The organism is Methylotetracoccus oryzae, assembly GCF_006175985.1.
Lineage (GTDB): Bacteria > Pseudomonadota > Gammaproteobacteria > Methylococcales > Methylococcaceae > Methylotetracoccus > Methylotetracoccus oryzae.
Map to the genome: position 1 here is coordinate 25,595 of NZ_SRSH01000019.1, position 13,394 is coordinate 38,988.

Genomic DNA, 13,394 nt, shown 5'->3' on the forward strand with positions numbered 1-13,394 from the left:
CCCCCACTCCGTCCATGGCTACGGCATGAACCAACGGCCGCGTGCGGCTTCATGGCACCACCTTGACGATGTCGCCATCGGCCAGGAAGGACACGCCGCTCGCAACCACCCGGTCCGCCGGGGCGAGCCCCGACAGGATTTCGATGCGGTCGCCCGCGCGCCGTCCGGGCTGCACCTTCACCTGTCGGACCCGGGCCTGACCACCACTTTCGTCGTGCACGGAAAAGACGTAGCTGAAGCCCTCGCGCAGGGACAGCGCGGTCTGCGGCACGGTCAGAGCCGGCTGGGCGCCCAGCTGGAATTCGCCGTGAGCAAACATCCCTGGCCGCAGGCCGGCGCGACCGGCCTCCGGCAGATCGACGTAGACCAGTCCGTTGCGGCTCTGATCGTCCAGCACCGGTCCCACCATCCGCACTTTGCCGGTCACCTTCGCGGCGCCGGGGACCTCCACGGTCGCAGCGACCCCGGGCTTCACCCGCATCAGCTCGACGCCCGTCAGCTCGGCCCGCCATTCCAGCCGGTTCTGGCGAATCAGGCGAAACAGTTCCTGCCCCTCTGCGGCCACCGCGCCCAGCGTCGCAGTGCGACTGGAAATCACACCGTCGTCACTGGCGAGGACCTTTACATGCCGCAGCCGGAGCAACTGCTGATCGAGTTGGGCTTTCGCGGAGCGCATCCGCGCCTCCGCGGTCTTGGCGGCGGTCCGGTACTGACCGGCCTGCAGGGCGCTCAGGGCCCCGGAGTCCGTGACCTGATCGACCCGCTCGGCATTCAGCTTGGCTTCGGCGAGATTGGCCTCCGCTTCGGCCAGCGCAGCCCGCGACTGGGTCACGTCGGCCACGACCTTCTCGTCATCGAAGATGGCCAGCACCTGCCCCTTCTTAACCGAATCTCCGACCTGCGCATTGATCGCCGCCAGCCGCAGCCCACCGACCTCGGCGCCGATAACAGCCTCCTGCCATGCGGCAATGGAACCATTGGCCGAGAGATTCAGCGGAAGGTCGCTGGACTGCGGTCGCACGACCGAGACGCTGAGCGCCGGGCGGGTTTCGCTGACGGCGGGCGGCGCTGCCGCGGAGTTGCCGCGACCAACGATGACGCCGACCGCCAGTAGCAGCACGGCGAGGAAGAATATCAGTCCGATCGAACGTCTGTTCATGGGCTCACTGTAAACAGGTCGCGGAATGCAGAATCTTTGACTCCGGTCGGCAAACGACGGTCGTCGGCGGGTTTGGACTCGCTGCCGTCGTCCCAGCTCCCACCGGCCGCACGGTAAAGGGCAATCCAGGCCGATGAGGACTCCTGCCTGAGCTCGGCCACGCTGCGCTCTGCCACCAGCGCCTGTCGGCGCGAAGCCTCCGCATCGATCAAGCTGCCGAAGCCGGCCTGGTACAGCTCCCGCATCGCCCGGAAGTTCGACCGATAGCCGTCGGCTGCTGCCGTGGCTTTGGGCAAGCGGTCCTCGGCATTCTTCAGTCGCACCAATGCTTCTTCGACTTCCTTGGCCGCGGTGCGGACGGTCGCGCGGAACCGGGATGCAGCGGCCTCGTAACGGGCCCTTGCCGCTTCGACGTCCGCGGCCCGTTTGCCGGCATCGAAAAGGGGCAGGTTCAGCGTCGGACCGACCGCCCAGGTGTTGGCCAGAAACAGGTCCGCCGCACTCAGACTCTGGATCTGCGGGGTGATGTTCCCCGACAGGCTCAGCCGCGGATAGCGCTTGGCTTCTTCGATGCCGATGGTCGCGCTGGCCTCGGCGACCTCCCGTTCGGCGGCGGCCACGTCGGGGCGCTGCATCAGCACCTTGGCCGGGAGCCCGCTGAGATGGAAAGGCGGAGGCTCCGGCAGCTTTGCCACGCGCTCCGGGTTGCCGGTCAGCCGGTGACGGACCTCGACTTCGCTGAGCGCGGTCAGTGCGACCAGACCCTTGACGGCACGGTCGCACAAGCCCTTTTGGCGCATGACGATCTCCTGGCCGTCCGCCGCGCTGGCATCGGCCAGGGCGACGTCCGCGGGCGCCCGGAACCCGGCCTTCCCGACGATGTCCGTCAGGCGCGCCGTCTCGGTTCGCGACGCGGCATCCGCCTCGGCGATTTGCACGAGCACCTCGCACTGCCGGTAATTCAGGTAGGCATTGGCAACTTCGACGGCCACCGCCACGCGGGCGTCATGCCACGCGGCATGCCGCGCGTCGAGCTGGCGCTGCGCCGCTTCCCGCTGCCGCGCGACGCTGCCGAACAGATCGACCTCCCAGTTCGACTGCAAGCCGAACTGGTAGCGGGTCCACTGAAACGGCGGCCCACCGAAAGTCACTTCGGCGAAATTGGCGTCCGCCTGACCGTCGAGGCGAGGCAGACCCGCCCCTATCGCCCCGACCATGCCGGCGCGAGCCTGTTCGATGCGGGAACGGGCGTCGGCCACCGAGGCACTCTCCCGTTGCGCAGCGGTCAGGAAGCGGGTCAACACCGGATCATTGAAGCGATCCCACCAGCGCTTCAATTCCGCCGGATTGCCGCGATGCGCGATGGGGACGTCGGGTTGTGCCGCTTGCCAACGCTTGACGGCGGTAGCCGCGGCAGGCTGGTAATCCGGGCCCACGGTCGCGATCAACCCGCCGCCACATCCCGATAGCAGGGACAGCAGGACCGTCAGGCATCTTCGGGTGATCTCAGCTCGCGCCACGATCCCCCTGCCCTGCGCGGCGCCGCGCCTCGCCTTCGATCATGGACCACGCATAGTCCGCCAGGCGTTCGCCCAGAACGTCGACGTCCTGCGCGGAACCGAGCATCTCCGGGGCCACGTTCGACACCACGTCCAGCCCCACGTAGAAGTGCACGGCCATCCCAATGATGGAGAACGCGAGCCGATGGACGTCGACGTCGACACCGGGCAGTCCCAGGTACCGGGTCAACATCGCGACGAGCGCATCGTGCTGCGGCTTGATCTCGGCATCGATCGCTTCCTGCCACGCTCCGGTCGGCTCGATCATCTCGCGGAAATGGAGCTTCATTACAAGCCGGGTTTCCTCACCCCGCTTCAGCGGCTCCAGGAAATCGCGGAACAGCAGCTTCAGCGCTTCCGGCATCGCCAGTTCCGCGTAAGTTCCGAGATTTGCCCCGCAGGGCGTGTCGCCCATCGGCTCGGTGAACGCGGCCCGGTACAGGCCCGCCTTGTCGCCGAAGTAGTAGCGAATGGCCGAGATGTTGGCGCCGGCCAGCTCGCAGATCTCGCGGGTCGTCGCCCCTTCGTAGCCCTTTTCGGCGAACAGCCGCAGGGCGGCCATCACCAGTCGGCTGCGCGCATCCTGGCCATCCATGACGTCATCGGTATCTTTCAAGAGCTGACCTCGCAGCGTTTTGGCATCGTCAAAAGCAGTCAATCAAACGATTGAATGTCATTGTCTTAATCAAGCGTTTGATTGTCAAGAACAGCGAATGACATTGCGCCGATCGGCTACTTGCAGAGGCGCAACGGGTCTTCGGGCAGGAAGAACTAACGGCTGGACAGCACCAGTGGTCCGCTGGCGTGGCCCGCAACCTTTGCCCGCCGTTCAGGCTGACCGGTGATCAGCGGGTTGGAGGGTCATCCATCCGGCAGGTTAAGCCCCGGCCACTGGACGGACGGCGGATCGGAACACTAAGCCACGAAGCTCCTCCGCGATCGATCCGTCAGCGGATAGCCGCAGCTGTGTCGTTTGGCGAGACGGACTGAGCGGTTTCAAGCAAAGGGAATAGCACGGCCGGAGATCAACCGGCCGCAGGAAATCACGGCGAACGGTTGAAGCCGTGTATCCCGGGCCATTGGTTCACTGCGGGCACGCTTTATGCTGCGTCTAGATCGGTGAGCGGAACGTCGATGTCCGCCACCCGGTGGCGTTCAATACAGGCTTTCAACGGAGTTGGACATGGAACTGGACATCAAGAACATCAAGAGCTTGATTTATGCGGTCGGCATTACCCTGGTGGCTTATCTGGCCGCGGTCGGCATCGTCAAGGCGATGTAAGCGTTCGCGTCCCGCCCCGGATACCAGACGCCGAAAGCGATATCCGGGGCACCCCTTTCCGTGGCACTGCCAAGGCAGTCCGTCAGTCAATTGCGCTCAACACAACGAGTTGCGTGGGCAACGCACCGCGCAGAGTGCTCCACGCCTCCGTTCCGTGTAATCCGGGAAAATCTCAAAGTAGCCGAGAAAACGCCGAGCTGGGGAAGGCATCACACCCCATGCCCACCCTAGGTACCGAGCCAGTCGCCACCTGCGGAATGCGGCACGTCCGCCATTGAATTCAGGCCGCGCAGGACTCAGGGCTGCTCCAAATGCACCGCCAAATCCCTAAGCCAGGCGATGAAACGCGCCACCTCAGCTTGCGCCGCAGTCCAGGTATCCGGGTACTGCATCGCCAAGGCATCCAGCCGTTCCGGATCGAGTTCGAACCCGTACAGATGACGCACGATATGGCGGAACCCGAGAAATTCGCGCAGGCGCACCGCAGTCGCAGAAGAGACGATCGCCGGGCGACCCTCGCGCGCCTGGGCCATCCGGTCGAGCAGCCGCTTATGCCGATCGGCCCCGGACGGCAATCCGCCATTCAGTTCCACCGCAACCAACTGCAGGATTCTCTCCACACCGCCGTAGAAGTTGTGCAGCTTGAGCGCCAGGGTCTCGCGAAACAATGGCGCATGCTCCAGGTCGCGACGTATCTCGGCTCGCACATGGGCGATGGCAGGCGCCAGCTCCGCGAGGCGCTCCAACTCCATCGTCAGGTCGGCGGCCAGCTCGCGGAGGCTTGCAGGATCAATCGGTCGCATCGACTTCGCATCCCGTTGCCAGCACCCGCTCGCGAAAATGCTGGCTCAGACTTTCCAGGGGCTTCAAGTCGACCGTACGGTCCGTCAAGCCGTTCGCCATCGCCAAGGCCGCAAAGAAGCGATCTGCATCCAGCCCCTCGACTGCGATGTCGAGGTCGGAGCGCTCGGTGAAACGGCCTCGCACGAGTGATCCGAACACGATCACGCGCGTCGCACCGAACTGATCGCGCAATACCCCCGCGATGCGCCTGACTTCCTCCCAGGCCACCCGTTCCATTTCCTGCCGTTGGCGTGCGTGAGCCGACAGCGCGCGCCGCCAGTATTCGAGCTGGCTCGGCGACACCTCGGATGGATTGGAGGGGTGGCTCATCATGAAAGGCAAGGAGCGATAGGGGTTTGGGATCGATCTGGGTTGGCGAGGGAAACGCGACGTTGCGACTGCCGTTCTGAGCATGCCCCGCTCGAGTTAGGCTGTCAAACGGCGCACTGCGGCGCATCCCCGGGGCTTGAGATTTGATTCCTATGGCTTGCCTTCTTCCATCGAGCCATGTCCGATCGAACCCCGCCGTCAGCGCCCTGCCTTTTCGCGCCATCGCCGGCCAGGGCAATTCATGATTTGCCCTTGCGCGCATCCCAGGCTTCCTTGAGCCGCTTGGCCGAGATCGGGTAGGCGGTCTTCAGCATTTGCGCGAACAGCGACACGCGGTATTCCTCGAGGCTCCAGCGGAATTCGTCGCGCTCGGGCCAGAGACCACGCGGATCGGCCTTGACCCTGGTCCAATATGGGGTCCAGAACGCCTGTACCTCGACCATCAGCTTCTGGTCACGGCCGGGGTCGCTCTGGGCCTTGTCGAGACGATGGTCCATCGCCTTCAGGTAACGCGGCAGCTCGGTCAACTGGCGGGCCGGCGTGCGCACGACGAAGCCGCGGAAGATCATCAGGGCCAGTTGTTCGCGCAGGTCCTTGCGGGTGGACTCGGGCAGCCGTCCTTCGAGTTTGCGCGCGATCGCAATCCGCTGCGTCAGGACGCTGTCGACCAGACGACTGAGCTTGTCGGCCTCCGTGACCAGTTCGCCGCGGTGTTGAGCCAGCGTGGCATCGAACGCGGCACGGGTCCGGATGGCTCCCGGATCGACGACGAACAGCGCGCCGACGATGCGGTCCAGCAAGTCGTCGCGCAGTTCGCGCGCCGTCGTCAGATCGGCATGGCATAGCGGATGCGCCGGCAACTGCCGGTAGGCCAGCTCGGCCGCGGCGCCGACCACGAGGCTCTTGCGCAGGTATTTGAGTTCCTTGTTCAGGCTGAGCCGGAACAGCCGGATCAGGCCTTGCTCGTGCTGCCGCGCGGCCTCAGCCTCGGTGTCGAACACCTTGACCCCGACGGTGTCACCTTCGTCGATGATGGCCTGATAGCCGTGGATCGCCTGGCCGTCGTGCATGCCGTCGAACACGGCCGGCAGATCGTCGAAATCCCAGGCTGTGCGGCGCGTGCAGGTCACGACGCTGGCGGCGAGCACCGTGAACGTGTCGACGGCCTTGCGCGAATGTTCGCGCTGCAATGCAGCCAGGTCGCGCGAGCGGCCGACGACGCGCTGGTTCTCGTCGACCAACGCGAAATTCATGCGCAGATGCACGGGCAGCGTCGTTTCGTCGAAGGCGCTGGTCGGCGGCGTCAGCTTCCCCAGCTTGCGCAGCCCGCCGGACAACTGCTCAAACAGCGACCCGCGACGGTAATCCAGCATCGGCAGCACGCGTTCGGCGAAATCCGGCGCCGGCACGAAATGGATGCGGTAGGTCTTGGGCAGCGAGCGAATCAGACTGACGACCTTCTCGGCGAACAGGCCCGGCACCAGCCACTGGAACGGTTCGGGCGCGAGCTGGTTCAGGCAGTGCAGCGGCACGATCGCGGTCACGCCGTCGTCCTCGTGCCCCGGCTCGAAGCGGTATTGCAATGCGATCGTCAGCTGACCGACCTTCAGTTCGTCAGGAAAATCCGTCGCCTGCACCGCCGAGCGCGCCGGCTGGGTGATGTCATCGCGCGTCAGGAAGAGCAGCTTGGGCTGCTGGCGCTCGGCGTCGCGCCGCCACTTCTCGAAGCTGATGCCGTTGACGACGGTGGCCGGCACGCGCTCGTCGAAGAAGCGGTAAATCCAGTCCTCGTCGACGACCAGATCGACCCGCCGCCCCTTCTGCTGCAGGTATTCCGCCTCCGTCAGCAGTTCGCGGTTCCGCGTCATGAACGGCGCCTTGCTGTCGTAGTCCATTTGCACCAGCGCCGAACGGATGAAGATCTCGCGCGCGGCGACGGGGTCGATCTTCTCGTAGGGCACCAAACGGCCGGACTGCACCGTCAACGAGAACAGAGTGGTGCGCTCGTGCACGACCGCGCCGGCCTGCTTGCGCTCCCAGTGCGGATCGTAATGCTGCCGCTTGATCAGATGCGCGCCGCAGGTCTCGATCCATTCGGGCTCGATCTTCGCGACCGTGCGGCCGTAGACCTTCGTCGTCTCGACCTGCTCGGCGGTCATGATCCATTTCGGCCGCGCCTTGAACAGGAACGAACCGGGGTGAATCTGGAACTTCAGGCCGCGTGCGCCGAGGTACTCGCTCTGCTCGTGTTTGAAGCCGACGTTGGACAGCAACCCGGTCAACAGCGCGCGGTGAATCTGCGGGTACTCGCCCGGAATCTGATTCACGCGCAGCGCGAGGTCGCCCTTGACCACCTGCATGATCTGCTGCTCGATGTCCTGCCATTCGCGCATGCGCAGGTACGACAGGAAATGATCGCGGCAGTAGGCGCGGAGCTTCGCGTTCGACAGATGCTTCTTCTGTTCCTCGTGGTCCTTCCATAGGTTCAGGTAGGCAAGGAAGTCGGTATGTTCGTGCCGGAAGCGCGCATGCGACTGATCGGCCGCGGCGGCCTTTTCGACCGGGCGCTCGCGCGGGTCCTGCACGCTCAGCGCCGCGACGATGATGGCAACCTCGGCCAGGCAATGCTCGTCGGCGGCGGCCAGCAACATCCGGCCGAGGCGTGGATCCAGCGGGAACTTCGCCAGCCGGCGGCCGATGTCGGTCAGCCCGCCCTGCGCGTCCAGCGCGTTGATCTCCTGCAGCGTCTTCAGACCGTCGCGGATGGCTCGATCGTCGGGCGGCTCGATGAACGGGAAGCGGCTGATGTCGCCCAGGCCGAGCACCTTCATCTGCAGGATCACCGCCGCCAGGTTGGTGCGCAGGATCTCGGGCTCGGTGAACACCGGCCGGCCCTGGAAATCCATCTCCGAATACAGGCGGATGCAGATGCCGGGACCCAAGCGCCCGCAGCGCCCGGAGCGCTGGTTGGCGCTGGCCTGCGAGACCTTCTCGATCGGCAGCCGTTGCAGCTTGCTGCGTGCGCTGTAGCGGCTGATGCGCGCATAGCCGGTGTCGATCACGCTGCGGATGCCGGGCACCGTCAGCGAGGTTTCGGCGACATTGGTCGCCAGCACGATGCGGCGCTGGCCGCGGGGCTTGAACACCCGTTCCTGCTCGGCGCCCGACAAGCGCGAGAAGAGGGGCAGGATCTCGCAGGCGTGCGGGTGATGCTTGCGCAGCGACTCGGCGGTCTCGCGAATCTCGCGCTCGCCGCTCAGGAAGATCAGGATGTCGCCTTGCCCTTCGCGCCACAGTTCGTCGACCGCCTCCACGATCGCGCGCTGCTCGCTGCGATCGGTTTCGTCGGCCGCTTCCTCGACGCCGACCGGCCGATAGCGCACGTCGACCGGATAGGTCCGGCCCGAGGCATGGATAATCGGCGCGTCGTCGAAATGACGCGAGAAGCGCTCCGGGTCGATGGTCGCCGAGGTGATGATCAGCTTCAGGTCGCGCCGTCGCGGCAGCAGCCACTTGACGTAGCCGATCAGGAAATCGATGTTCAGGCTGCGTTCGTGCGCCTCGTCGATGATCAGCGTGTCGTACTGGTCGAGGAATCGGTCGTTCTGCGTCTCCGCCAGCAGGATGCCGTCGGTCATCAGTTTGATCAGGCTCTCGGGGCGCGTCTGGTCGTGGAAGCGCACCTTGTACCCGACCGACTCCCCCAGCGGCTGGCCCAGTTCCTCGGCGATCCGCACGGCTACCGTGCGCGCCGCGATGCGCCGTGGCTGGGTATGGCCGATGTAGCCGGCGACGCCGCGGCCGGCTTCCAGGCAGATCTTCGGCAACTGGGTGGTCTTGCCCGAACCCGTCTCGCCGCACACGATGATGACCTGATTGGCGAGCAGCGCCTCGCGTATCGCGTCGCGCCGCTCGACGACCGGCAAGTCTTCCGGGTAGCGGAGATTCGGCAGACTGGCCGCCCGCAACTGTCGCAGCTCGACCGACTTCGCCAGCTCACCGTCGACACGCGCCAGCGTCTCGGCGGCATCCTGGCCCTTCTTCAGCAGATCGCGCGCCCGGTCGAGGCGCCTGCGCAGCCCGAACTGATCCTTGCGCATGGCCTCCCCCAGCGCACGCTCCAGGCGGCGCAGGTGCTGCTCCGGCGTCAGTGTGGTCTCGTCCATCAGCACAACAGACGGCGGCGGAAACGCCAGATCGCGAAGCTCGTCGCGCCGAACGCATAGGCGACGGGCACCAGCAGATGCCAGAGCTGGCCGAGCTCGATCCGCCCGCCGACCAGCGGCCGGATCACCTCGACGACATGTTGCAGCGGCAATAGGGCCGCGCCGAAGCGGACCGGTTCGGGCAGGGTCGAGAACGGGAAGAACACCCCGCTCAATAGGATCATCGGCGTGATGACCAGCGTGATGTAGTACACGAAGAAGTCGTAACTGCGCGCGAAGGACGTCACCAGCAAGGCCAGCGCACCGAAGCACAGCCCGGTGATGAACACGACCGGCAAGACCGCCAGAGCCTGCCAGTCGACGACCAGCCCCATGCCGGCAGCCACCATCAGGATCAGCGTGCCGCTGATCAGGCTTTTGGTCGCCAGCCACAGCACTTCGCCGGCCACGATGTCGGCGATACCGAGCGGCGCCGCGAGGATCGCGTCCCAAGTCTTCAGCACCTCCATGCGCGTGTAGGCCAGATACAAGCCTTCGAAGGTCGCGGCATTCATCGCGCTGGTCGACAGGATGCCGGCGGTCAGGAAGCCGATGTACGAGACGCCCTGCACCTGACCGACGAAACTGCCGAGGCCGTAACCGAGAGCGAACAGATAGAACAGAGGCTCGGCGAAGCCCGCCAGCAAGGCCGTGCGCGCACTCTTGCGCCACGCGAGCGCATTGCGCCGCCAGACCGCCAGCCAGCGGCGCACCGTGTCAGCCATCGCGCAGGTCCCTGCCGGTCAGCTTTAGGAACACATCTTCCAGATTGCTGGAGCGGTAGCTGTAGTGAAGGTCGTCGTACTCGTCCAGCGAGCGCACCAGCGACTCCAGATTGCGGCCGTAGAAGAACCAGCTCTCCCCGGCCCGCTCGCGGCGGACCTCCGGGCCGATCGGTGCCGTGGCCAGCCAGCGCTCGCCACCAGCGCCGTGCACCTCGACCACATGGGATTCGATGCGGTCGCGGATCAGCGCCTGCGGACTCGCATCGGCCAGTATGTGCCCGCCGTCCATCAGGATGATGCGGCCGCACAGCCGCTCGGCCTCATCCATATAGTGCGTCGTCAGCACGATGGTCAGCCCGTCGCGCCGCAGTTGCCGCAACAGCTGCCAGATGGCCTGACGGATCTGCGGGTCGAGCCCGGTCGTCGGCTCATCGAGGATCAGCAGCTCCGGGCGGTTCAGCAGCGCCCGTGCGATCGACAGCCGCCGCTTCATGCCGCCGGACAATTGGTTGATCTTGGCTCCGGCCTTGTCCTGCAACGAGGCCAGTTCCAGCAACTCGGGGATGCGGCTGCGAACCTCGGCCGCCGACAGCCCGAAGTAGCGCGCGTAGACGCGAAGGTTTTCCTCGACCGTGAAGTCCGGGTCCAGGTTGTCGCTCTGCGCAACCACCCCGATCCGCGCCCGCATGGCCCGCGCATCCCGCGGTACCGTGTGCCCCAGAACCCGCAACTCACCGGCCGTCGGCGGCGTTGCCCCGATCAGCATCTTCATGGTCGTGGTCTTGCCGGCGCCGTTCGGGCCCAGCACACCGCAGCACTCACCGGCATCGATCGCGAACGAGATCCGGTCGACCACGCGCAGTTTGCCGTAATCCTTGGTCAGACCGTGGGCCTGGATGATGGGAAGGCTGGATGCACTCACTCGGGACAATCGGTGCGGGCGGGGACCGGGCGAGTCCCGCGATGACGCCGCGAATTATACCGTAAGCGCCTGGGCAGCCCTGGACACCCCCGATCGAGCGGAGGGCGAACCCCCTCGCTGCAACACAATCGCAACACCGGATCTTGACGCTGAGCCCATTTCCCTATTTAATGCGCGTTCTCGCGAGGCCAGGTAGCTCAGTCGGTAGAGCAGGGGACTGAAAATCCCCGTGTCGGCGGTTCGATTCCGTCCCTGGCCACCAGTAGATACAAGGGCTTGCAGCGATGCAGGCCTTTTTCATTTCTGCCGGGGTCACGCCGGGGTCACTCTGTGCAGAAATTCGGGGTCACTTGGCGCGCAGTTGCGAAGCACTTCATGGGGTTCAGCGTGCCTAGACGGCTAAGGTGGAACCGCCTCAGCCAGAATGGCAAAGGCCCGCGCGTGGCGGGCCAGGGATGAAGGCTTAGGGTAGGCGGGAAGGCGCTGAAAAGTGAAGCGCCGACTGGCCGTTGTCAGTGCGTCACTTGCGGTAGGCCTTCTCTACCGCAGGGTCAATCAGCGGTGTTCCTTCCACCTCATAGCCGCCGACGCCGCCGATCACGAACCAGAAGCTTTTCTGCATGACGACGGCGTCGACCAGTGCCACGGCGCCCGGCGTCTTCTCGATCGCTACGTCCAGCGCTTCCTTCATATTCGCAATGCCGACCGGGATGAACAGGATGACGGCCTTCATATCCTCACCCTTCACCCGAGTCGGCGCACGCTTGAAATCCGCCCCCCGCGTCAAGTCGACGTTCTTCGACGAAATCATCGTGAAATCGCCCAAGCGCTGTGCGCAACCCGACACCAGCGTCGCCGCGACCAGCGCGGCCACCAAACCCTTACGCATCCTTTTCTCCTGCTGTGGTTGAAACGTGCCCACGGCCCGCCTGCCGTCTTTCGAGCATAGCGAGATTACTGCTGTCGGCCTATTCCATTAGCGGGTGGCGGTGTGTTGCCCAATCCGCGCGCTTGGTCAGCATGCCGGGCAGCAGGCAAAAAAACCCGGCGTTGCGGCCGGGTCGGTGGGATCGTCTGCGCTCAATCCTCGAAAGCCTCAGGAATGAGCTTGCGATAGACGGCCTCCGCTACTGCCGCCTCGTCGAATTGCTCGGCGACTTCCTCCCGCCGCCGCTCCAGCGCCTCGATGCGCGTCTGTAACTCGGTGACTTCCACAATCCGCGCCTGACTCGCGAGCGCCGACAGTAGCGTGTGTGCTTCGTCCGGCGTAATCCGGCCGTCACCAGCAGCGCGCAGGATCGCGTTTCCCTGTTCGGCAAGGCTACCCGCGAGGTCGAGCGTTACCGGCTCGGTGCGTGCCTTCAGGGGCGGTACAAGACGATCCAGACACCAGCGCAACGCTTGAACGTCGCCACCCGTCGCCAGTTCGATCATCTTCGACGCTAGTGCCCCCGCATTGTCCGCCAGCAGCTTCCTGTGCGGCGACACCTTCGACGGTCGGCCGGAAGGGTTCCCGGATTGGCCTTTCTTCCAGCGCCCCACTGTTTCGCCCTGCCTGATCAGGGCGCGTTGCGGACAATGTCGGGGTTCGCGGCCAAGAACCGCTTTGCACCAGTGTTCCCGGCATCAGCCAGTTCGAACAGCTTGGCGGTCACTTCGGCGAGACCTTGAGCCCGGCCCCGCTCAACGGCTTCGGCCAAGCCCGGCGAATCAAGCGGCACCTCCAACACAGTTGCCGCCTGTTCCGGCGTCAAGCGGAGCTTTCCCAGCCGTTCGGCCTCGGTCACGTCGAGCTTCATCGCGGAGCCTCGGTGCGCCCCGCACGCTCCGAGGTGTTGAGCTCCCCAAGGTTCACCACGCCGCTACTGAACAGCCAGTCGACAAAATCATGCAGGGTTTCGGTGCCAAGGTGCGGCGAGCCTACGACCCACTTGGCATGCAAAGCCGCACCATCCGCGATCACTTCGAAGGCTTCTCGAACTTGGGGCTTAAGGGCCTCGAGCCTTGCCACAAGGCATTCCGCTTCGGCTTCGGCCACGCGCGTCTTATCCCGCCGCGCAGTCTCCGCGCAGTTTCTCTCGCACGTCTCCAGCGCCTGTAGCTGAATGGTGAGCCCTTCCTTGTCGGTCAGCGCCTTGGCGCGTGCCGTCCGCCAGGCCTCGGCGGCTTCGGGGCTCTCCATAGACTCTGCGGCTTGTTCGTCCAGGGCAATCGCGTGCGCCTCGGCTGCGTGAATGGCTTCGCGCTGCGCCGCGATCTTGTCCTTCACGTTCTGTTGCGCGAGACGGGTCGATTCCAGATCCTCACGGGCGGTTCGAAGTTTCTTGGTCGCCGCCTTCAGTTCGTCGGTCATGTTTGGTTCCTCGGTT

The 13,394-nt window shown here is 65.2% G+C and carries 12 protein-coding genes and 1 tRNA gene; 1 reads left to right on the forward strand and 12 read right to left on the reverse strand.

The genetic code is table 11. The features are described from left to right. Positions 1–49: 49 nt before the first annotated feature. The 8 genes from BWR02_RS16870 to BWR02_RS16905 all read right to left on the reverse strand — a co-directional run bounded on the left by BWR02_RS16870 (position 50) and on the right by BWR02_RS16905 (position 11,025). The gene (locus tag BWR02_RS16870) at positions 50–1,159 is read right to left on the reverse strand and encodes an efflux RND transporter periplasmic adaptor subunit (protein ID WP_139559085.1); all 1,110 of its coding nucleotides are present in this window, start codon (positions 1,157–1,159) and stop codon (positions 50–52) included. Then, entirely contained in the window at positions 1,156–2,679 is a 1,524-nt protein-coding gene (locus BWR02_RS16875) for an efflux transporter outer membrane subunit (RefSeq protein WP_236102359.1), read from the reverse strand. The genes BWR02_RS16870 and BWR02_RS16875 overlap by 4 nt, the downstream gene beginning before the upstream one ends. Beyond that, on the reverse strand, positions 2,666–3,334 hold the full coding sequence (locus tag BWR02_RS16880) for a CerR family C-terminal domain-containing protein (RefSeq protein WP_236102361.1): 669 nt from the start codon (positions 3,332–3,334) through the stop codon (positions 2,666–2,668). The genes BWR02_RS16875 and BWR02_RS16880 overlap by 14 nt, the downstream gene beginning before the upstream one ends. Before the next feature lie 962 nt (positions 3,335–4,296). Next, the gene (locus BWR02_RS16885) at positions 4,297–4,803 is read right to left on the reverse strand and encodes a ribonuclease toxin HepT-like protein (RefSeq protein ID WP_139559086.1); all 507 of its coding nucleotides are present in this window, start codon (positions 4,801–4,803) and stop codon (positions 4,297–4,299) included. Next, positions 4,790–5,173, reverse strand: a complete 384-nt coding sequence (locus BWR02_RS16890; RefSeq protein ID WP_139559087.1) for a nucleotidyltransferase family protein — start codon at positions 5,171–5,173, stop codon at positions 4,790–4,792. Before BWR02_RS16890 ends, BWR02_RS16885 begins: the two co-directional genes overlap by 14 nt. 239 nt (positions 5,174–5,412) lie before the next feature. After that, on the reverse strand, positions 5,413–9,339 hold the full coding sequence (hrpA, locus tag BWR02_RS16895) for an ATP-dependent RNA helicase HrpA (RefSeq protein ID WP_201276303.1): 3,927 nt from the start codon (positions 9,337–9,339) through the stop codon (positions 5,413–5,415). Next, positions 9,339–10,103, reverse strand: coding sequence for an ABC transporter permease (locus BWR02_RS16900; RefSeq protein ID WP_139559088.1), 765 nt, complete (start codon positions 10,101–10,103; stop codon positions 9,339–9,341). Before BWR02_RS16900 ends, hrpA begins: the two co-directional genes overlap by 1 nt. After that, on the reverse strand, positions 10,096–11,025 hold the full coding sequence (locus BWR02_RS16905; RefSeq protein ID WP_236102363.1) for an ATP-binding cassette domain-containing protein: 930 nt from the start codon (positions 11,023–11,025) through the stop codon (positions 10,096–10,098). The genes BWR02_RS16900 and BWR02_RS16905 overlap by 8 nt, the downstream gene beginning before the upstream one ends. A 186-nt stretch (positions 11,026–11,211) precedes the next feature. On the opposite strand from BWR02_RS16905, the gene BWR02_RS16910 reads away from it, so the two are divergent. Next, a tRNA-Phe gene (locus tag BWR02_RS16910) sits at positions 11,212–11,287 on the forward strand. Between the two features lie 258 nt (positions 11,288–11,545). On the opposite strand, the gene BWR02_RS16915 is transcribed toward BWR02_RS16910, so the two are convergent. The 4 genes from BWR02_RS16915 to BWR02_RS16930 all read right to left on the reverse strand — a co-directional run bounded on the left by BWR02_RS16915 (position 11,546) and on the right by BWR02_RS16930 (position 13,378). Continuing rightward, positions 11,546–11,914, reverse strand: a complete 369-nt coding sequence (locus BWR02_RS16915; RefSeq protein WP_201276304.1) for a hypothetical protein — start codon at positions 11,912–11,914, stop codon at positions 11,546–11,548. A 191-nt stretch (positions 11,915–12,105) separates the two neighbouring features. Further along, positions 12,106–12,567, reverse strand: a complete 462-nt coding sequence (locus BWR02_RS16920) for a DUF5681 domain-containing protein (protein ID WP_268921423.1) — start codon at positions 12,565–12,567, stop codon at positions 12,106–12,108. A 17-nt stretch (positions 12,568–12,584) separates the two neighbouring features. Further along, positions 12,585–12,824, reverse strand: coding sequence for a hypothetical protein (locus BWR02_RS16925; RefSeq protein WP_139559091.1), 240 nt, complete (start codon positions 12,822–12,824; stop codon positions 12,585–12,587). After that, positions 12,821–13,378, reverse strand: a complete 558-nt coding sequence (locus tag BWR02_RS16930; protein ID WP_139559092.1) for a hypothetical protein — start codon at positions 13,376–13,378, stop codon at positions 12,821–12,823. Before BWR02_RS16930 ends, BWR02_RS16925 begins: the two co-directional genes overlap by 4 nt. Between the last annotated feature and the right edge of the window lie 16 nt (positions 13,379–13,394).